The 20,072-nt window shown below is 52.3% G+C and carries 16 protein-coding genes; 10 read left to right on the plus strand and 6 right to left on the minus strand.

The genetic code is table 11. The annotated features are described in order from the left end of the window. The first annotated feature begins 8 nt into the window (after positions 1-8). The 8 genes from B7L15_RS11990 (at position 9) to B7L15_RS12025 (ending at position 12,138) form a co-directional block, all read left to right on the plus strand. A complete protein-coding gene (locus B7L15_RS11990; RefSeq protein WP_085919200.1) occupies positions 9-1,127 on the plus strand; it encodes an FAD:protein FMN transferase in 1,119 nt (372 codons plus the stop codon). 1 nt (position 1,128) lies between these two features. Next, the gene (gene glmU, locus B7L15_RS11995; RefSeq protein ID WP_085919201.1) at positions 1,129-2,496 is read left to right on the plus strand and encodes a bifunctional UDP-N-acetylglucosamine diphosphorylase/glucosamine-1-phosphate N-acetyltransferase GlmU; all 1,368 of its coding nucleotides are present in this window, start codon (positions 1,129-1,131) and stop codon (positions 2,494-2,496) included. A 14-nt stretch (positions 2,497-2,510) separates the two neighbouring features. Further along, positions 2,511-4,340 carry a glutamine--fructose-6-phosphate transaminase (isomerizing) gene (gene glmS / locus B7L15_RS12000; RefSeq protein WP_085919202.1) on the plus strand — a complete coding sequence of 610 codons (1,830 nt, stop codon included), beginning with the start codon at positions 2,511-2,513 and terminating at the stop codon, positions 4,338-4,340. A 141-nt stretch (positions 4,341-4,481) separates the two neighbouring features. Then, on the plus strand, positions 4,482-5,303 hold the full coding sequence (locus tag B7L15_RS12005) for a TnsA endonuclease N-terminal domain-containing protein (RefSeq protein ID WP_085919203.1): 822 nt from the start codon (positions 4,482-4,484) through the stop codon (positions 5,301-5,303). Then, complete coding sequence (locus tag B7L15_RS12010) at positions 5,287-7,359, plus strand: integrase catalytic domain-containing protein (RefSeq protein WP_085919204.1); 2,073 nt, start codon at positions 5,287-5,289, stop codon at positions 7,357-7,359. Before B7L15_RS12005 ends, B7L15_RS12010 begins: the two co-directional genes overlap by 17 nt. Continuing rightward, positions 7,356-9,011: an AAA family ATPase gene (locus B7L15_RS12015; protein WP_085919205.1), complete on the plus strand. Its 1,656-nt coding sequence runs from the start codon at positions 7,356-7,358 to the stop codon at positions 9,009-9,011. The genes B7L15_RS12010 and B7L15_RS12015 overlap by 4 nt, the downstream gene beginning before the upstream one ends. A 12-nt stretch (positions 9,012-9,023) precedes the next feature. Beyond that, complete coding sequence (locus tag B7L15_RS12020; RefSeq protein ID WP_085919206.1) at positions 9,024-10,568, plus strand: TnsD family Tn7-like transposition protein; 1,545 nt, start codon at positions 9,024-9,026, stop codon at positions 10,566-10,568. Continuing rightward, on the plus strand, positions 10,516-12,138 hold the full coding sequence (locus B7L15_RS12025) for a Tn7-like element transposition protein TnsE (protein ID WP_085919207.1): 1,623 nt from the start codon (positions 10,516-10,518) through the stop codon (positions 12,136-12,138). Before B7L15_RS12020 ends, B7L15_RS12025 begins: the two co-directional genes overlap by 53 nt. A 97-nt stretch (positions 12,139-12,235) precedes the next feature. Here B7L15_RS12025 and B7L15_RS12030 read toward each other — a convergent pair whose 3' ends face one another. Then, complete coding sequence (locus tag B7L15_RS12030) at positions 12,236-13,117, minus strand: L,D-transpeptidase family protein (RefSeq protein ID WP_254902928.1); 882 nt, start codon at positions 13,115-13,117, stop codon at positions 12,236-12,238. A 278-nt stretch (positions 13,118-13,395) separates the two neighbouring features. Here B7L15_RS12030 and B7L15_RS12035 point away from each other — a divergent pair, with 278 nt between their 5' ends. Both B7L15_RS12035 and B7L15_RS20095 read left to right on the plus strand, forming a co-directional pair. Then, entirely contained in the window at positions 13,396-14,073 is a 678-nt protein-coding gene (locus B7L15_RS12035) for a response regulator (protein ID WP_085919209.1), read from the plus strand. After that, a complete protein-coding gene (locus B7L15_RS20095) occupies positions 14,070-15,377 on the plus strand; it encodes an ATP-binding protein (RefSeq protein ID WP_085919210.1) in 1,308 nt (435 codons plus the stop codon). Before B7L15_RS12035 ends, B7L15_RS20095 begins: the two co-directional genes overlap by 4 nt. Positions 15,378-15,388: 11 nt before the next feature. On the opposite strand, the gene dsbG is transcribed toward B7L15_RS20095, so the two are convergent. From dsbG to B7L15_RS12065, 5 genes are all read right to left on the minus strand, one after another. Beyond that, on the minus strand, positions 15,389-16,171 hold the full coding sequence (gene dsbG, locus B7L15_RS12045; protein ID WP_254902929.1) for a thiol:disulfide interchange protein DsbG: 783 nt from the start codon (positions 16,169-16,171) through the stop codon (positions 15,389-15,391). 26 nt (positions 16,172-16,197) lie between these two features. Further along, complete coding sequence (locus tag B7L15_RS12050; RefSeq protein ID WP_085919211.1) at positions 16,198-17,022, minus strand: TlpA family protein disulfide reductase; 825 nt, start codon at positions 17,020-17,022, stop codon at positions 16,198-16,200. Further along, positions 17,019-18,926, minus strand: a complete 1,908-nt coding sequence (gene dsbD / locus B7L15_RS12055) for a protein-disulfide reductase DsbD (RefSeq protein WP_085919212.1) — start codon at positions 18,924-18,926, stop codon at positions 17,019-17,021. The genes B7L15_RS12050 and dsbD overlap by 4 nt, the downstream gene beginning before the upstream one ends. A 105-nt stretch (positions 18,927-19,031) precedes the next feature. Then, complete coding sequence (locus B7L15_RS12060; RefSeq protein ID WP_085919213.1) at positions 19,032-19,448, minus strand: DUF6691 family protein; 417 nt, start codon at positions 19,446-19,448, stop codon at positions 19,032-19,034. Then, positions 19,445-19,903 (minus strand): YeeE/YedE family protein, encoded by a 459-nt coding sequence (locus B7L15_RS12065; protein WP_085919214.1) that lies wholly within the window; start codon positions 19,901-19,903, stop codon positions 19,445-19,447. The genes B7L15_RS12060 and B7L15_RS12065 overlap by 4 nt, the downstream gene beginning before the upstream one ends. Between the last annotated feature and the right edge of the window lie 169 nt (positions 19,904-20,072).

A 20,072-nucleotide genomic window follows, 5' to 3' on the forward strand; every position in this document is an offset into this window, starting at 1 on the left:
TAACAACGATGCGACAGGGTCGTCATTTGTGGTGCTATTGCGGCGTGGTCGTGCTGCTAACGATAGCGTTGATAGGCTGCTCGGAAACCGATCGGCCGCTGGAATCGCCAGTTAAACTGGAAGGCAATATATTCGGTACTTTCTATCAAGTGACGATGGCCGATTCGCTCACCCAGGGACAAGTCAACACGATTGAAGCGGGTATCGAGCAGGAACTGGAAAGCGTCGATCAATCGATGTCGACCTACCGCGACGACGCCGAGCTGATGGCCTTCAATCGATCGCCACTAGGCGAGTGGCAGCCGTTGTCAGACGGACTCATCGACGTATTGGCGATAAGCCAGTCAATTGCCGAATCAAGCGATGGCGCTTTCGATATTACCATCGGAGACCTGGTCAATCTGTGGAGTTTTGGCCCTGAGGCTCGACCTGAAGAAGTACCATCAGCTCAAGAGCTTAGTGATCGATTGGCGCGGGTAGGCTTCGACGCCATTGAACTGGATACGCAGGCGCTTGAGGCGCGGCGTATCCGTGACGTGTTCGTTGATCTGTCGGCCATTGCCAAAGGTCACGCCACCGACCGCGTCGCCGCCTATCTGGATCAGCAAGGGGTCGAGAATTATTTGGTCAATCTGGGTGGGGATTTGATTACCCGCGGCGTTCGAGATGTAGATGAACAGACCGCGTGGCGCGTCGGCATTGAAGTGCCAGAGAACGGACAACAGCGCGCCCAGCATGTACTGCCGCTTGATTCGATCTCGGTGGCGACATCAGGCGACTATCGGAATTACTTTGAGGCTGACGGCCAGCGCTATTCGCACACGATTGACCCGCGCACTGGTCAGCCGATCACCCACGACCTGGCCTCGGTGTCGGTCTTTCATCCCTCCAACGCCTGGGCCGATGGTTGGGCCACTGCGCTGATGGTGGCAGGGGATGAAGAAGGCATGTCGATGGCCCGCGACCATGACCTGAATGTACTGATGCTGGTACGCGAGGGAGGCCAATGGCGAAGCCTGGCCAGCCCCGCCTTTGCCCAGCACTTCGGGGATGAGCTCGTTGAATCGTTAGAGATAGAGGTTGCGTCTGCCCGCGCGGACGACCGTAAAACCGCGACAGGTAATTAACATGCAAGAACTCGATATTGTCATTCTCGCGGCCGGTAAAGGCACGCGAATGCGTTCTCAGATCCCCAAAGTGTTGCATACGCTGGCGGGTAAGCCGATGGTTCAGCATGTGCTGGATACGGCCGCCGGCCTATGTCCATCGCGCATTCATGTCGTGATTGGCCATGGTGCCGACCAACTGCGCGAAGCACTGGTTGATTATCCCGTGACGTTTGCTGTTCAGGCCGAGCAAAAAGGCACTGGGCATGCGGTCGCCCAAGCGCTACCGCAGTTGGGCAGCGGTAAAGTACTGGTGCTGTACGGTGATGTCCCATTGATCCACCGTGATTCGCTGGCGGCGTTACTGGCCCAGGTGGATGATCAGCATATGGGGCTTTTAACCGTCATGTTAGAAGACCCCGCTGGCTATGGGCGTATTGTGCGCAATTCAGAAGGCGAGGCCGTAGCGATCGTCGAGCAGAAAGACGCCAGCCCGGAGCAACTCGCCATTACCGAGTGCAACACGGGCATGATGGCGATGACCAGTGCGCAATTGAAACGCTGGATGCCTCGACTCTCGGCAGATAATGCTCAGGGCGAGTATTACCTGACCGATGTGATTGCCATGGCTAAAAGCGACGGCATCACGGTTTGCACCGCCCAACCTTCCACCGCCACAGAGGTCGAAGGCGTCAACAACCGCGCCCAGATGGCGCGCCTGGAACGTGCCTACCAGGCCCAAGTCGCCGAGAAACTCATGGAACAGGGGGTAGCGTTGGCTGACCCGGCACGACTTGATGTGCGCGGCAGCCTCACCTGTGGCCATGATGTGTTTATCGACGTGGGCTGTGTGTTTGAAGGCGAGGTCGAATTAGGTGAGGGTGTGCGTATTGGGCCCTACTGCGTGATTAAAAATAGTACGATCGGAGCCGAGAGCCGCGTGGATTCGCATAGTGTCATCGACCACACGGTGGCCGCTGGACTTAATCAGATTGGCCCCTTTGCCCGATTGCGTGGGGGTACCCGGTTAGCGGTCAAGGCGAAAGTCGGTAATTTTGTCGAGACAAAAAATGCCGATGTCGGTGAAGGTAGTAAAATTAATCACTTGAGCTACGTGGGAGATGCGCGTCTGGGGCGTGGTGTCAATGTCGGCGCGGGCACGATTACCTGTAATTACGATGGAGCTAACAAACACCTTACCGACATTGGCAATTATGCCTTTATTGGTTCCAACACGGCTCTGGTGGCACCGGTGAGTATTGGGGAAGGCGCCACGGTGGGGGCTGGCTCGACTATCGCCAAGGACGTCAGCGATAATGCGCTGGCCGTATCGCGGGGGCGTCAACTCGAGAAAAGTGACTGGCAGCGTCCACTCAAGCATCACGACTGAAAAGGGGAAGGCCTATGTGTGGCATCGTCGGCGCCGTTGCCCAGCGCAACGTCCAGGATATCTTGTTGGAAGGGTTAAGACGTCTCGAATACCGTGGTTACGACTCGGCCGGCATGACGGTTTACGATGGTTGTTCGCTGACCCGCCACCGGGCGATAGGCAAGGTAGCCGCGCTTTCAAGCAAGCTGGATGAAGCGGCTTTACCCGGGAAATCAGGGATTGCTCATACGCGTTGGGCCACTCACGGAAAACCCTCTGAGGCCAACGCACACCCTCATCAAAGCGGTGACCAGGTTGCCGTTGTACACAATGGCATTATCGAAAATTACGAAGCTATCAAAGATCGGCTTCAAACCAGCGGCTACCGTTTTACGTCTGAAACCGATACCGAGGTTATTGCTCACTTACTCGCCGAGAAGCTGGATAGCGGCCTTAGTTTATTTGATGCCACCCAGCAGATCGTCAACGGCTTGGGCGGCGCTTATGCGCTGGGCGTGATGAGTGCTAACGCGCCAGGTGTTGTCGTCGGCGCACGGCAGGGAAGCCCTCTGGTGGTTGGCGTCGGTATTGACGAGGCATTTTTGGCCTCCGATCCGCTGGCGCTGTTGCAGGTTACCGACCGATTCATTTATTTGGAGGAAGGTGATCTGGTAGAGCTGCGTGAGCAGGGCGCTATTCGTATCGTTGACCGCCACGGAAAAGCGGTTGAACGACCGGTTCAAACATTTGAGCATGGTGATGGTGCGGCAAGTAAAGGTAACTACCGTCATTTCATGCTCAAAGAAATCTTTGAGCAGCCCGAGGTGATTCGGGCCGCGCTTGAAGGGCGTTTAAGCGAAGATCACGTATTGGTTGAAAGCTTTGGCCCCGATGCTCCGGCTATTTTTCAAGCCACTCGGCAAATCCATATTATTGCCTGTGGCACCAGTTATCATGCTGGTCTGGTGGCACGCTATTGGTTAGAGCGTTATGCCGGTATCCCCGTACAGGTGGAAGTGGCATCCGAGTATCGATACCGCTATCCCGTGGTGCCCGAGGGCACACTGTTTGTCACGCTTTCTCAGTCCGGTGAAACCGCCGATACCCTGGCGGCGCTGCGCTATGCAAAACAACTGGATTACGTGGGTACCCTGGCCATTTGCAACGTGCCGGGTAGCTCATTGGTGCGCGAATCGGATGTGACCCTGATGACCCGGGCTGGGCCTGAAATCGGTGTCGCATCGACCAAAGCGTTTACTACCCAGCTTGTCGGTTTGATGTTGCTGACATTGTCAATCAGCAGGGTACATGGCCGCGATGATCATCACGCCGATATTGTCTCGGCATTAAAAGCCTTACCCGCACTTTGCCAGCAAGTTCTGGCGTTAGATCCGGCAATCGAATTGCTGTCGGAGGCGTTTGCTGAAAAGCATCATGCGTTATTTCTGGGACGCGGCGCGCATTTTCCGGTGGCGCTGGAAGGTGCACTCAAGCTTAAGGAAATTTCCTATATCCATGCGGAAGCCTACCCGGCCGGTGAGCTGAAGCATGGACCGCTGGCACTGGTGGATGCTGATATGCCGGTGATTTCGGTGGCCCCTAACGACGAGTTGCTTGAAAAACTCAAGTCGAATCTACAAGAGGTGCGCGCGCGCGGAGGAGAACTGTTTGTGTTTGCCGATGAGCAGGTCGGAATCGAAGAACGTGATGATATTCGGGTATTACGCTTGCCTCATATCCACGAAGCACTGACCCCGTTGCTGTACACCTTGCCGTTGCAACTGTTGAGCTATCATGTCGCGGTACTTAAAGGTACTGACGTGGATCAGCCGCGTAATCTGGCGAAAAGTGTCACGGTAGAGTAGTGCCTGACAAAGGGGTAACAACAAGTGTGAGATTCTAATAAAGTTGGTAACAACTTAAAATTGTTGGTAACTATCGAATAAAGTTGGTAACTGGCGAGCGATGTGGCACAGTAAGGCTATTCTCCTCAGGAGTCATAGGGAATGGCCGACTACAAACTCGACAATCGCACCCAGAAATGGATCAAAGAACAACGCGGCAAAGGTAGCGGGAAAGACTATCACCCATGGCTGACGGTCAGAGATCTATCCTCCAAGGGTCGTTCCCACCGGGTGATTGGCCACCTTACAGGACGAACCCACCATTTCTTCTCCGATATGGAGCTGGCGGCTTTCCTACTACTTGAATGGAACCCTGCCGTCACCGACATTCGGGAGCAATTTCCTCTTCGAATAGAAGACACTTTATCACTGGCTGAGCTAGCCAATATCCGCCATCCTGAAGCAGGCGGATACCCCCAAATCATGTCCAGCGATTTTGTTGTTGACCTTTCTGCACCAACAGGGCCACAGAAAATTGCCATTCAGGTGAAAGTCTCATCCGACCTTATGGATCCGAGAACCGTCGAAAAGCTCGAAATTGAGCGCCGGTATTGGAAACTGAAAGGTATGCCCTGGTACCTGATAACCGAGAAGCAGATGCCTCACACTGTAATGGAGAACCTGGATTTACTTTACTCTGCCAGGGTTCAAAGTGAGAGAATGGAGGTTTTATTTAAGAGCCTTCCCACCTACGTCGAGGTATTGGCAGACAATCCAAATACTAGGCTCCCAGATATCGCAATGCTGGTTGACCAATCCTACTCACTTGAGCCTGGGACATCTCTGGCCCGGATACGAGCGCTATCCGCGTTAAGGGCACTGACGTTTGATATATCAATTCCCTGGACCAGGCTGGTAGCACAAGACTTACAGGTGGTTGAGGATATCGCACTGCTGAGGGCAAGTTATGCTGCTAATCAATGATGTCTTTCAGGTAGGGCAGGAGCGGTATCGAATATTAGCACTAGCGGGACAACAGGCTATCTGGATTGATATTGATTCAGATAAAGCCTGGCCCGAGGTGGTCAAAACTATTCAGATTGAACAGTGGACGTTTGATGAAACACTTCGCCGGACAGAAGATCCCTACCAGGATCTCGCATCCTTGTCCGTGGAACAGGGAAATAAAAACCAGAAAATCCGCGATCAACGGTATGAATTAATTGCCCCTCTGCTGGCTGATGAGGAAATTTATTACCGTAGTGGCAGGGGACGGTTAGTTCAATCGCGTAGCGAAGAAACCGGTAAACCGAGGAAGTCGCTCTACAAAAATCTTCGGCAGTACTGGCAGCGGGGCGCAACACCGAATGCGCTGCTACCTGATTATCGAAAATCCGGGGGAAAAGGTCAGAAAAAAACCTCTAGCAATAAATTGGGGCGCCCAAGAAGCACTTCGCCGGGTACCGGAATCTCGATAGATCCGTCCATTGAGAAGATGTTTCGTATCGTCATTGACCGGTACTACGCTAACGACAAGGGGTACTCGATGCCCTATGTCTATCGACGATTTATCGACATGTTTGAGGTGACAAACCCCAAAGTGTCCCGCGAGGACTACCCAACAATCATCCAGCTTAGATATTTTTACGAACGTGAGTATACAAAGGCTGACCGCATTCGCCTGAGATCAAACAGAATCTCTTATCAAAAAGACATCAGGCCGTTGATTGGGACCGCTACAGCAGGGGTTCTGGGGCCGGGTTCAAGGTATGAAATCGACGCGACCATTGCCGATATTTACTTGTTGTCTGCTGATCGGCAACGAATCATTGGTCGCCCCACTCTGTACGTGGTGGTCGATGTTTTTAGCCGAATGGTGACTGGCTTATATATAGGCTTGGAAAATCCATCTTATGTTACGGCCATGAGCGCGTTGGTCACGTCTATGTCAGACAAGTCCGAACTATGTGCTCGTTATGACCTTGAGATTACCCCGGAGCAGTGGCCAACCGTTGGGGTACCTGATGCGATCCTTGCGGACCGGGGGGAACTACTCGGGCACCAGATTGAGTCTCTGGAAAAAGCATTCGGTGTGCGCATTGAAATTACGCCACCTTACCGGGGCGATGCAAAAGGGATTGTTGAGCGTTATTTCCGAACCCTTCAGGCGGAATTCAAACCCTTTGTGCCTGGTGTGGTGACAGCCACAAAAGTCAGAAAGCAGGGCGGAAAAGACTACCGGCTGGATGCAACGCTGACTCTAGATGATTTCACCCGCATTATGCTCGCCTCTATCCTTCACCGGAACCAATACGCGGTACTGTCGAAGTACGACCGTGACCCGGATATGCCAAACGATATGGCGTTAACCCCGCTCAATATCTGGAATTGGGGCATACAATATCGAACTGGTCGATTGAAGAATGTATCAGAAGAAGCTCTACGCATTGCTTTGTTGCCGCGTAAAAAAGTCTATCTTTCTGATCTGGGCGTTAGCTGTTTTGGCGCTTACTATACATCGAAGGAGCTATTGGGATCCGGTTGGCTGCATCGTAATGGAGATCGCAGAGAAACCGACCTGCAAGCAGCCTATGACCCGGCCGTGGCTGACCATATCTATTTGTTCCCCGAAAAAGGCAGTTCGGAATACTGGGTGTGCTCTCTGACAGATCGCTCCCGCCAGTATCGCGGCAAGTCGATGTGGGAGCTATGGTCTAGCCAGGAAGAGCAGCGAAAAGCTAACAGTGCTGCGAAAGTAACCGAGACAACAAGCAAGCGAGACCTCGAAAACCTGGTCAGTAAAACGCTAAAAGACGCTGAGCGATCACGCCCAGCCGCACACAAACAATCCAAATCCGAAACTGTTAGAGGTATAAGTGATAATCGTAAGCAAGAGCGTGATGTTCAGAGAGCCCAACAAACAAAAGCCCGGCAGCCTGACAACAGTAAATCGAAATCTGAGGTAACCTACCTGCATGGCAAACCGGACGATGGTGCTTTTCCGGATTTTCTGGACGAGCTGTTTGGAGACGATGAATGACACTACCCTCAGGCATGGTGAATGCCGTTTATCATGAGACGGGAGTATCAGCTTATCAAGGGAACCCATTGATTGAAGCGCTACCACCGTTTCTTGAGCGCAAGCAGCTCAAAGCGGGACTCGGTGGAAACATAGAGCTCCGTCCCTCAGACAGATACCTGGACGGCCAAACACGAGTTCATATCATCTCCCAGCTACTGGACGGTTTCTTTCAGCCGTTAGCACGCCATATCGAGCTGGAATCCAAAATCTCGATCATGCTGCGCCAGGGATACGTTGGCCGAAACCTAGCAACTGGCGATCTCTCGGCCCATTTACAGAACGGCTACGAGCGCATTAAGAACGGAGACCTGAAGGCATTTCGGTTTGAACATGTCGAATCGACTGCGAAAAGCCTCGCATTTATTGGGTGCTCTGGTTCCGGGAAAACCAGCTCGCTGAACCGTATTCTGGCAACGTATCCGCGGTTGATTCACCACCCCGAACACAATTTCACACAGATTGTTTTTCTGAAAATTGATTGTCCCCACGACGGTTCCCTCAAGAGCCTGTGTCATAATTTTTTTCGGGAAATCGATTCCATCCTTGCGACCAATTATGTCCGGCGCTACGGTGAAAAACGCCACGGCGTAGAGACAATGATTGCGCTGATGTCGCAACTGGCAAACACCTACGCCATTGGCTTACTGGTTATTGATGAAATTCAGCACTTGAGCGTTCGTGCCTCCGGCGGAGCGGAAAAGATGCTGAACTTCTTCGTAACCCTGGTAAATGAGATCTCTGTACCAGTGGTTATGGTCGGAACACCAAAGGCCCGTCCGGTCTTTGAAACAGACCTCCGGTCTGCACGGCGCGGGGCTGGGTTTGGATCAATATTATGGGAACCCTTGAGCCAACCTGCAGCTGAAGAAAACGTGCTCCGAACCGAATGGGGCGCGTTCACGCAAAAGCTCTGGAAGTACCAGTGGCTAACCAAAGCCAGTGACACTATTCCGGATGATTTGAGGATTCTGTGGTTCGATCTGTCTCAAGGCATCATGGATGTTGTCATCAAGCTGTTTGTATTGTCCCAAATTCGAGCGGTAGTAACAGGAGCGGAGCGAATCACCCCAAATATCATGAACGCGGTTTATCGCGACGAACTGAAACCGATTCATCCAATGATGGAGGCACTACGCTCTGGTGATCCAAGAAAAATAGCCCGATACTCAGACCTCACGATCCCGGATGTTGATAAAAAAATCTTGGAGCTCAGTAACCTTCTGGAATCCAGCAAAGACCAGATTCGCAAATCCTTCCAGTACGGCGGCAATGACCAGGCAATCCGGATGCATAACATGCTGGTTGATATGGGCTACGAATCAGAACTGTTGGAACCATTAATTCAAAGAGCGTTTGAGGAACACGCCGACTTAAAGCTAAAAGACCTGATGCCCATCATCCTGAACTGGTATCAGTCTTCAGAGCAATCACCACCGGCGAAGAGAAAGCAAAAAACCAAATCGATCAACGTAAAGGAGTGGCATACGCTCGATTCAGACGATTTGCGTTTTATGCACTCCCAGGCAGCGAACGAAGAGCAGATGCTGGATGCAGCAAATCAATCGGGTCTAGTGTTTAACAAAGACCAGTGGCTTGGTTATGGTGAATAGGCATCAGATGCCATGCTGAACTTTCCGATTCCATACTCTGAAGAGTTGGTATACAGCACAGTGGCCAGGTTAGGAATTCGGGAAGGGATTATTAGCCCAAAGGAATTGCTGGATGAAATCTATGGCAACCGGAAAGTCATCGCAACGCTGGATTTGCCAAACCAACTGCAAAGAGTTTCGCGCTGGTTACCGTCTGACTATACCGTTGAAACGATTGCTTACCGCCATACTTTATTCCCCTTGTATGCCCCATTTATCCCTGAAGAACGCCGTAAACGATGCTTGATATGGATGGCTGGCGAGTCCAGGGGTGCAGTACACCTGGCGATGGGCGTAACGGCATCGCTAGTGAAAGTGCCGGTCTATGTTCGGTATTGTCCAGGATGCCTGAGAGAGCAGGTACTTACTTTTGGCGAGTATTTTTGGCAGAGGGAATGGCAAATAGCCGGAGTGGAGTGCTGTGAAAGGCACGGAGAACTACTGAGTACGGCTATCACCCGTCCGTTGAACGATCGCCATCATTATCACGAGGCTTCGCCCGATACATGCCCGTTATTCCCTCAAAAACCAGTTTGTAACCAATCAGCGATGGTTCTGACACAGGCTCGACACCTGTTGGGGCAAAAGCCAGCGACCTCTCCCAGTTATGAGCAGTGGTCTGCCCACTATCACTGGCTGGCTCAGCAGCATGGTTGCATTCGCCGCCAGGCTCACATTAACCATGTTGCGATTGCTGAGGCTGTGTCAGCCAAGTGGTCTGCAAAGTTTTTGCAACGATACGGTTTGGGAATAGACCACAAGTCGGATGATCTATGGCTGCGAGCAATCTTCCGGAAACACAGGAAATCCTTCAACTACCTTCAGCACATTATTGTTCATCACGCACTGTTGCCAGAGAGCTGGTGCATTACCGAAATGATTGACCATGTTAGGGAGCTATCCATCCCATCATTATCAGGTCGAACAGGTAGAACAAGCTTTGAGCCTAAGTTTGATTTAACAAAAGATCAGCAAGACTGGATGAAAATGCTGGAAAAATGGCCACCGAAAACAGCCAGGGCAGCTAACCCGCCGCTATATGCAAGGTTGTACCGGTATGACAGGCTTTGGCTGATAAAGGTAAATCAAGCTCAACCGCGTGCAGATGTTGTAAAAAGAAAACTGAGGGTTGATTGGCAGCGGAGAGATCTGCATTATCTGTTTAAGCTACGGGAAATTCTACGATTTTTTCGCGTGAACCCACGTGGCCCACGGCATTCACAAACTTATTTGCTGAAACTACTGGGTAAAAGCTCCACGCTGGAAAAGAAACTCAACCGGTTGCCGAGAACCAGGCGGTTGCTGAAGCGCTATTCTGAAAGCGTTTGCCAGTACCAGATGCGGCGGCTGCGAAACGCATGGCAGGAACTGCGACAGGACTTTGAGCACCCACCTCGTTGGCGACTAATCCGTATCGCTGGGCTCAGTGAAACACGGCTTACCCATGAAGCACGGGATTACCTGAATGGCCTCGAAGAAAACGACGACAACGCCACCCATCAAGGGAATCGAGGATAACAGCCGAGTTAAAGAAATCGGTTCAATATATCGGCGCCTGGGAAGCTCAGACTGGCGCATTAACATCAAGCTAGACCCGGGCCAGAGAAAAAAGAACTTCACTCTTTCACAGCTAGGCCTGATGCCAAGGAGACGTCTCCTGAATGCGACAGTGAGCGGAGACCTTAAGCCAGCAGGGTACGAAAAGAGAATACAGGCACACAATGCTTCTGCTTGGTTACATTGCCGGATAGGCGACTGTCCGATCAAAAACGTCCGTGAACAAGAAGACTGGCAACAGTGGTGTTTTAACTTTGAATCTGGCGGTACTCGTTTTTTCTTGCCCCAAATAGAATTGGCCCGAGTTTTATTTTTCCACTATTCCTACATGACTCGATTAGCCATGATACCGAACGGGTTAGACGAAGAATTCGATATTCAGCCGGGCGATGAGCCAGGTAAAAGCGAAATTCATATTTTACCGACCAGTACACTACCCCTGTATCCTCGTAGTAACACAGCACAGCGTAGAGTGCTCGCCTGGATTCTTTTGGATAATGAGGTTCGGCGATCTTTCAGAAGTATTGCTCAATATCAGTTGACCGAAGGGAAGGACATGAATGGCTACCGCCATTGGCAGTTTCGGTTTGATCCTCCCCCGCTAGAAGATGTGAAGTTTTCGGTTCGGGGACAGTACCACCAGGAATCCGAGGTCTTTTTCGTGTATGAAATTGATAGTATTGAAAACCTGAGGGCCAGTAGCTCGAAACAGGTTGAGTTTTATGATCCGAAATTTGCTGAGCAACAAGCAGGAAAAAGTGGGAGCACTCAGGAAGCGGTCGTTCCCTCCGATCAGCTACACATTAACGATGACGAGCTTCCAGCGACGGATTCAGGCGAATATCAGCTTCAGGTACCACCAGTGATATTGTCGTTTTCCAAGCCTGTTTACACTACTCGAAAATCCTCTGGTTATCGGAAGAAATCCGGGTCAAGAAAAGGCTCGGGAGAACAAGTTGAACCGAGTGATGCTCAATCCGAAGTTAGCACTGATGAACCGGCCATTCGAGGGGAGAAGCCTGGAGGTGTGTTTGATGGCATTGATGATCAGAGCGACGATACCAACCTGTATCAACATAGGTTCGAAGCGTTCATAAGTATGGTCGAGTTACTGAAGACTAAAGGGTGTGAGGTTATAGCCGGAGATATTCGGAAATTACCGGTGCTTGAGGGCCATTCCAAATATCGGCTTCCTGACGGCAATCCAAGATGTCTGCTTTATCGACTACTTAGCTATGGAAATCAGAATTATGCACTTCTGGAAGTGGATACTAGCGACAAGGAGAAGAGACTGTCGACGCTTCTTCTGAAACAGCCAACCGACCCTTATGATTGGAATTCGATGGTTGAAAAGCTGAGTCAAATGTTGGTCAAAAAATCGTTACGATGGCCGACAAAAAAGCTGGATAAGGAGTTTCCCAATGGTTACAAACGGATATCTCACCAGCGAACTTCATTACATAACAAGTTGTTTTTGGAATCGGATTCAGTGAAGCTCTGGGCTTATAGGGTACTTGCTACTTTTTTCTGACTATCTGCGCGCCCTTTTGCGGAAAATTAGTACAACTTACTGCACTAGGCTTACAGAGGGTTAATGGCGCTACTATGAGAATTAGCGGCTCTATACGTCAACTACTCTGTCTAAGCACGTTATGCATCACTTCATAATCAATGTTTGAGCGCTTTTTTTCCGTCAATTCGTCGGCATTGTTGATGATACCCAGCAAGTAGCTTATGTTCGTTTCTTTTTCATTAAGCGAAGTAAATGCCTGCAAGTAAGGTAAGTGGTCGGCGTCCCAGCCAAGTTTGATCGGTTCATCGATAATATTGACCTGGGTGCCGTTGGGTATTTGTTCGAATACGGCTTCAATATCGTCGGGGTGCATACGGATACAACCTCGACTGGCGCGCATACCAATGCCATCTGGTTGGTTCGTGCCGTGGATTAAATAGCCAGGGATATCCAATAAGATGGCGTGCTGACCTAGGGGGTTGTCAGGCCCTGGTGGAACGACGTCGGGCGGTGGGTCACCGCGTTCAGCCGCTTCCTGGCGAACTGACTCAGGAGGATACCAAGCGGGATCTTCAAGGCGCATGGTGGTTTTGGTAATACCCAATGGTGTATCGAATCCATCGCGGCCGATGCCAATGGGATAGGTCTCGACGCGAGGGGTTTCTCCATCTTTCGCCTCGGGATAGTAGTAAAGCCTCAGCTCTGCGATATTGATGACCACGCCTGTACGCTCCACATCCGGGAGAATGTGCTGCGCTGGAATCTGAACCTGCGTTCCTTTCCCAGGAACCCAAAGGCTAGTTTTGGGGTTGGCCCGACGAATTTCCTCATAGCCGATACCGTGTGCGTGGGCAATATCGAGCAGGGTATCTTCTTCGTCTTCCACTTGGACGGTATAGGCCTCGCCCACGATATTACCGGTTTCAGGCAAAGGGTAATGCCCTATTGGGAGTGACGTCTCGGCAAGAGCCGAAAATGAAGCAAGCCACAATGTCATTATGAATGCGCTGCGAAGCAGACGACCACCGCATGTTAGTTTTATTACGCAAAAGCTCATAAGAAACTTTACTCACTATAGGACTAATACACTCATTAGGCATGAACAACATTAACTGTACATGAAGTGTGGGTAATAGCGGCCTTGGGCGTTGAATGATGCGGTTTAATTGATGGTTTCGATCTGTCGGCTGAAAAATGGAGGCTGCCTCATATTAACTTCATCCCTGAATGACACACTGACGGTAGAATTCACTTCGATGCCCATTAGGAGTACGTATGCGGATATTATTGGTCGAGGATGACGCGCCGGTAGCGGCTGGCATCGAAGCAGGATTGACGCTGAGCGACTTTGTAGTTGATACCGTCACTACACTCGATGCTGCGAAAGGTGCATTGGCCACGATTAACTACGATGCTGTCATTCTCGACCGCCGTCTTCCCGATGGTGACGGATTGACGTTATTGCAGCAGTGGCGACGTTCGAGAGTGGCAACGCCAGTATTGATGCTAACGGCACGAGATGCGGTGGCGAGCCGCGTCGAGGGCCTTCAGGGAGGCGCTGACGATTATTTGGTCAAGCCGTTTGATCTTGACGAGTTAACGGCTAGGCTTCAGTCACTTCTACGACGGACTGTAGGGCAAGTGGATAACGTCATTCGTCACGGTAATCTGGCATTAGACCCTGTTACACGTAGCGTCACGTTTAATGGGGACCCCGTTGTACTATTGCGCCGCGAGTTGATGTTGCTGGAAGCATTGATTCGAGCGCGTGGGCGGATTTTGAGCGCCGATCAATTGAAGGACTGCCTTTACAGTATTGATGATGAGATCGAAAGCAATGCGCTTAATGTGCACATCTATCAACTGCGTCGCAAGCTGGGACGTAACGTGATCGAAACCGTGCGGGGTTTGGGTTATCGACTTGGTACGCAGAACAGCGATAGAACCTCATGAATCTGCGCTTACGTCTGGTTGCCACACTGGGAATTACGCTCGTGCTGCTTTGGAGTATCACGGCCTTATGGTCAATGCGCGACTTGTCGACACAGCTGGAAGAGTCTCTCGATCAGCGTTTGGCGCAATCAGCGCGAATGGTGTCAGGCCTGTTGGATCGCGTGCCCACAGCGTCGTGGAACAGTGCAGAAGACGAAACATCAACGATTCCATCGCTGGAGGGTATCGCCTGCCGGGTATCATCGCTTCGGGGTCAAGTGGTAGCGGGTACACATCCAGAAATGAACGACGTGCTTGCCGTCGAGGCCGAAGGGTATCGTTATCGCGAGCACAACGGGCAGCGCTGGCGTGTTTATACGCTCGTTGATGATGATAAACGTATTACGGTAGCCGATCGTCTAAATGAGAGGGAAGCACTGCTGCAGCAGGTTCGCCGTGCGGCACTCTACCCGTTTCTACTCGCGCTGATGGGCAGTCTTGTTGCGTTATGGTGGGGCGTGACACGGGGGCTTGCACCGCTTTCCAGGTTACAGCAGCGACTTATGTCGCGGAACCACGACGACCTCTCTCCGCTGCCTGTTCAAGGGCTGCCAGGAGAAATTCGCCCGCTGATCGACAGTTTCAATACGTTGCTGGATCGCACGCGGCGCATGCTTGAATTAGAACAGCGTTTTACCGACGACGCCGCCCACGAACTTCGGACACCGTTAACCGCCGTCCGTACGCATCTACAAGTCGCGAGGCGCGTCGACGGCCATCAGCAGGACGAAGCGATGCAACAGGCGGAAGCTGGCGTCGACCGACTAACGAAAACGCTGGGTCAGCTATTGCTATTAGCGCGAATGGAAAGTGAGGACATCACTCATAACCGTCGCCCTGAAACGACCCCTCTTGGGGAGGCACTGGTGACGGCGATGACAGAAGCCGGTAGCCGTGATTTTTGTCATTATCCTGAAGGCGTTAACCAAGTGCAGGTCGCCTTATCTGAGTCGCTTCTCGTAACGGTTCTACGCAATTTGCTCGAAAATGCGATGCGTCACGGTACGCAAGGTGCCCCGATAGCGATTTCCGTACAGGAAGCAAAGGGAATGGTCGTCATCAATATCACCAACCAAGGGGAAGCTATCTCCTCTGAACGGCTCACCCGCTTAACAGAGCGATTTCATCGAGGCAAGCACCCCCAAGGTAGTGGACTCGGACTCTCTATCGTCGACGCAATCGTCACCCGCATTGGCGGTCACATGGAGCTCGCGTCTGGCAATGGTGTTGGGCTACGGGTAATGCTTCAATTGCCCTTGGGTTGAACCCGTTTAGGTCAAGGGGTATCACTTCCCATTATGGCTCGAAGCTTATCTGGTGTGGGAGCCCCCATCACACTGTGTACATCGCCACTGTCATCCTGATAAAAGGTCGCTGGCGTTGCATGGAGCTGACCATCGCGCATAAGCTGGGAGTTTTCATCGACCCACTCTTCGCTTTGTTCATCGCCCTCGGTATCCGGCATAGCACCGTTGCGGTAATGCTCAGCCAGCGCTTCGCCAGGGTTCTTCGCATTAAGTATCGCGGCTGCTTTTTCAGGGCTGTCTGCTTTGAGAATACCTACCATCAAATGGCGAACCTGAACGTCGCCATTTTCAACCCAGGGTTGGGCCTTCTCCCAGAGTTGGCGGCAATAAGGACAGTTAGGGTCACTAAAGGTATATATGATTCGGGGTGCCTCTTTATCGCCATCCCGCACCCAGTGTTGATCAGCCATTTCTTGCCATAGCTCAGCATTTCTTGGGCCGTTGACGAGCTGCTCTAGCCGCTCAGCTGAAACGTCCTGCCCCTCCGCATCAATCAGCGTACCTACCACAGCATGGTCACCTCCCGAAGTAAGGTATGCCGCGACAGACTGACCACGAGCGCTGGCGGCATATCCAGTCAGTCCGTCAGGCGCATCAAATTCACCATGAATCGTGAGGCCTTGCTGTTCGAGTTCTTGAATAGGGGCAGGCCACTCATCGGCAGTCGCATGCAGGCTTATTGCCAGCGCGATGCCAGCGCCAAGTATTAGTGTGAGGCGGAACGTCGTCATGCGGGGGTAGATAGCGGGCATGTTGAGTTATCTCCGTAGTGAGTCAGTTAGGGGCTGAAGCGTTCAAGACTGCGGTCAAGCGTGGCGCGAGACAGCTCACCAAAATGGGTGTCGACAAGCGTGCCATCGGCGTTGTAGTAAAGCGTTGTGGGCATGGCCATAGCGCCCACGTCATGGCCAAACGCATTGCTTCGATCAAGGTAAACATTATCGAGCGCGAGTGACTCTTGTTGTAAAAAGGCGTTAACGGTGCCGAGGTTCTCGCCCTGATTAACGAAAACGAACGTCACATCGTCCCTCTCTTGTTGTGCCTGCTCAAACATGGGCATTTCGCGGCGGCACGGCGGGCACCAGCTGGCCCAAAGATTGACTACCATGGGGCGATCAGCTTCGCTTTGCACAGCGGGTAGCGTTATTTGGTTGTGTTCAAGCGTGGTTAACGGCGTAGGGGGAATGCTAGCGCCTTGAGGTGACATGACTGCCAGTGCTACCGCCGTCAGCGACCAGGCCAGTGCTCCAGACACGACGGCAATTCCGAGAGGTATACGCTCAAGAGGTTGGTGCCATAGCCGCCAGACAAGATAAATTGAGGCGACGACAAGGCCAGCTACCGGCTCGAATCCGCGATCGCGTATGTCGAACCAAGACCAGAACGTGTCGTAGCTTTCCACATATTGGACGACGAAAACGAGTCGCGCCCCGAGCACGCCCAGGAGCAACGCATTGAAGACGCTATCGCCGACGCTGACCTGTCGGCGGTGTCCCAGCCAGCTACCGACCATCAGTGCGATGACGATTGAGAACACCAATAAAAGCAGCCCCACACTCACGCCTAACGGACCAATGGCGAGGCTCCGATCCAGAGGGTTCATGAGCTCCCCCCATTCGCATTGGGACGGGCCTTTTTGGCTTGTTCAAAGCGATCGAGGAAGGCGTCGGCGTCGAGCTCGCCGATAATCCGTGCGCTACGACGCTCCTGCCCGTCAGGGCCAAACCACATGAGCGTCGGCGGTCCCACTACTCCGAAGTGTTCCATTATTTCCTTATCAGACGCGTCGTAATCGGTCACATCGATACTCAACCGTTGCACATCCTCCAGTTTGGCTTGGACGCTTGAGTCAGCGAAAACTTCCTGTTCGATCACCTCGCAGGAGATGCACCAGTCAGCCGTAAATTCGACGAGCGTCATCTGGCCACTATCCATGGTCTGGTCAATACGGGCATTAAGCGTGGCCAAGTCGTCGACATCATCAAAGGTAATCGGTTGTTCAGTATGTGGTGTCGAGTCAGCTGGATTTGAGCCTCCATTTGTGGAGGTAAAAACCGCTAGCGGTCGCCAGGGATCAGAGCCACCGCCGGCAGCGCCGATTAACATTAGCGCGCTCCATAGGGCGATAATCGCCGCACTGGCGGTGAGGACTTGAGGAGTGAAGCCACTATGGTCGTGGTGACGAGCAAGCGCCGTGAGAGCTATCGCAAAGCTAAGTGCGAGGGCACCCCAAAGGCCGAGAACGATGGCATCAGGTAGGACGCGCGCCACAAACCAAATTGCCATCCCCAGTAATACAAAGCCGAAAAGCGCCCTGATGCGGACCATCCAGGCACCTGGCTTAGGTAGCAGCTGGCTACCCACGGTGCCGATCAGAATGAGGGGTAGACCCATCCCGAGTCCAAGCAACAACAGTGCGGCACCGCCCAACCAGGGGTTGCCACTATCGGCAATGAACAGTAGCGCTCCCGCTAGCGGCGCGGTCATGCAGGGGCCCACTAATAGAGCAGAGAGCACGCCCATAGTGGCAACGCCTTTCAAGCGCCCACCGCGTTGATGCGACATACTTGCATCAAGGCGTTGGCGAAGCGCTCTCGGTAGCTCTAACTCGAACAGGCCAAACATGGCCAAGGCGAGAACGATAAACAGAAGCGAAAATAGGCCGATAAACCAGACGTTCTGAAATAGCATCTGTAGATTGGCACCAGCCATGGCAGCGGCTACGCCGAGCAATGCATAGGTGATCGCCATGGGCAGGACGAAGGCAGTAGACATCACAAAGCCTGCCACTCGGGGGCTCTCTCCCACTTCTCGCTGACCTACAATCAGGCTCGACAGGATCGGTATCATCGGCAACACACAGGGCGTGAATGTCAGTAATAATCCCATTCCAAAAAATGCCGCCAGCGTCCAGACCCAATTACTTCCGGCCAGTTGTGCCGCCAGTTGCTGGTCTTCAGCCATCGTATTTTCTGGACCTGAAGTGGGGATTGATTCAGGTGGGGATTTGTTCGTGGCTTCCGATGGCTCGTCCGTTTTGGATACGTCCTGGCCAGCCGTCGCTAAATCAAAAGTCTTTTCCTGAGGTGGATAGCAAAGGCCCGCATCGGCGCAGCCCTGCCAGCGAAGCGTGATCGTTTCAGCGTCGTCAGGCTGAGTGGTCATACTCACCGAATGACGATAGACCTCAGAGCGCCCAAAATACTCGTCTTCAATGGTTTCGCCATCAGGGATATTCAGCGATAGCTCACGTCCTTCAGCTTCAGCAGAAAAACGATGGCGGTAAAGGTAGTAGTCGGGCTCGATTTGCCAATCAATCTCCAGCGAATCGCCATCATGACGAAGTGTTGGCTTGAAGGCTTGCTCGGGGGGAAGAACATTATCCTGCTGACTAAAAAAAGATTGTGCGGTGGCTGCTGTGGCAACGCTCAGCAAGCCCAGCAATAACACCCATTGCACTAGCCTAAAGCAATCGGCCGCTTGTATCGGCCTGTTTATCGCTTGCATTTCCAGCACTCCTCATTCGATGCTGGATAGAATGGACTACGAGGATTAACTGAAAATGAAGCTTTGTCTGCACTAGTGGCGTATTGAGTGACACCAACCCAAACGCTATGTAGCTCGGGTGGTGATCGCCCGTGCCAAGAACCAACCCAGCACCATGGTCACAAGCATAGCGAACAGCGGTGCGGAAAGCCCAACGATGGAGGTGAAAGCTGGGCCCGGACAGTAGCCAGAAAGTCCCCACCCGATCCCAAACAGTGAGGCACCGACGATCAGGCGACTATCCAGATCCTGTCGAGTGGGCAACTGGAAACGCTCACCAAAGATTGGGTGTAAGCGACGCAGCACCAGTCGATAACCAATGAAATTAGTGGCGACTGCTCCACCTAGTACGAATATCAGGGTTGGATCCCAGGCACCAGCGATGTCCAGGAAACCTAGCACCCGTGCCGGATCCGTCATGCCGGAAATGGTCAGGCCAAGACCAAAAATCAAGCCCGCGATGTACCCCATCAACGTTTTCATACAGTACCTCCCATGACATGTCGAACCACGAAGACGGTAATAATCGCCGCAAGTAAAAAGGTAATGGTGGCGACTAGGGAGCGCATCGACAACCGAGCAAGGCCGCAGACACCATGGCCGCTAGTGCAGCCGCTCCCCAGACCTGTTCCCAAGCCCACTAGTAAGCCAGCGACCAACATGAGCGGCACACCCCCACTCGGCTGACCGATGACCTCGCCTGGGGCACCCACCACATTGCCAAGTCCGCCAATGAAAAGCGCGACCGCGGGGCCGCTCACTAATCCTAGAACGAAGGCCAAGCGCCAAGCGCTATCCCCCTTAGGTCGGGTCGTGATGAGAGTTCCGATAATGCCGCTGATACCAGCTATACGGCCTAGAGTGGCCATCAGCCAGGTCGCTGAAAGACCGATCATAATACCGCCGATCAATCCCTGTAAGCTTGCTGTAACATCCACGATATACTTCCTCTAATGTTAATCCACACTATTCATGAGGCGTGCTGAAAAAAGATAGCAGCTGGAAATTTTATTAAAAACCAGTTGGTTAATGAAATAACACGATTCCAAAAACCACCCGTTATGGGTGAAAGCGTATCTTCTTGTTTTCCCTCTGCTACGACTCCAT

It is taken from the genome of Halomonas sp. CSM-2, from assembly GCF_002119345.1.
In the GTDB taxonomy this organism is placed as follows: Bacteria; Pseudomonadota; Gammaproteobacteria; order Pseudomonadales; family Halomonadaceae; genus Vreelandella; species Vreelandella janggokensis.

Excerpts from the sequence above, each read along its gene's own strand:
- glmS (WP_085919202.1), top strand. The coding sequence starts at position 2,511 with ATGTGTGGCATCGTCGGCGCCGTTGCCCAGCGCAACGTCCAGGATATC.
- B7L15_RS11990 (WP_085919200.1), top strand. The coding sequence starts at position 9 with ATGCGACAGGGTCGTCATTTGTGGTGCTATTGCGGCGTGGTCGTGCTG.
- B7L15_RS12010 (WP_085919204.1), top strand. The coding sequence starts at position 5,287 with ATGCTGCTAATCAATGATGTCTTTCAGGTAGGGCAGGAGCGGTATCGA.
- B7L15_RS12060 (WP_085919213.1), bottom strand. The coding sequence starts at position 19,448 with ATGAAAACGTTGATGGGGTACATCGCGGGCTTGATTTTTGGTCTTGGC.
- B7L15_RS12025 (WP_085919207.1), top strand. The coding sequence starts at position 10,516 with ATGGCCTCGAAGAAAACGACGACAACGCCACCCATCAAGGGAATCGAG.
- B7L15_RS20095 (WP_085919210.1), top strand. The coding sequence starts at position 14,070 with ATGAATCTGCGCTTACGTCTGGTTGCCACACTGGGAATTACGCTCGTG.
- dsbG (WP_254902929.1), bottom strand. The coding sequence starts at position 16,171 with ATGCCCGCTATCTACCCCCGCATGACGACGTTCCGCCTCACACTAATA.
- B7L15_RS12035 (WP_085919209.1), top strand. The coding sequence starts at position 13,396 with ATGCGGATATTATTGGTCGAGGATGACGCGCCGGTAGCGGCTGGCATC.
- B7L15_RS12030 (WP_254902928.1), bottom strand. The coding sequence starts at position 13,117 with ATGACATTGTGGCTTGCTTCATTTTCGGCTCTTGCCGAGACGTCACTC.
- B7L15_RS12005 (WP_085919203.1), top strand. The coding sequence starts at position 4,482 with ATGGCCGACTACAAACTCGACAATCGCACCCAGAAATGGATCAAAGAA.
- B7L15_RS12020 (WP_085919206.1), top strand. The coding sequence starts at position 9,024 with ATGCTGAACTTTCCGATTCCATACTCTGAAGAGTTGGTATACAGCACA.
- dsbD (WP_085919212.1), bottom strand. The coding sequence starts at position 18,926 with ATGCAAGCGATAAACAGGCCGATACAAGCGGCCGATTGCTTTAGGCTA.
- glmU (WP_085919201.1), top strand. The coding sequence starts at position 1,129 with ATGCAAGAACTCGATATTGTCATTCTCGCGGCCGGTAAAGGCACGCGA.
- B7L15_RS12050 (WP_085919211.1), bottom strand. The coding sequence starts at position 17,022 with ATGAACCCTCTGGATCGGAGCCTCGCCATTGGTCCGTTAGGCGTGAGT.
- B7L15_RS12015 (WP_085919205.1), top strand. The coding sequence starts at position 7,356 with ATGACACTACCCTCAGGCATGGTGAATGCCGTTTATCATGAGACGGGA.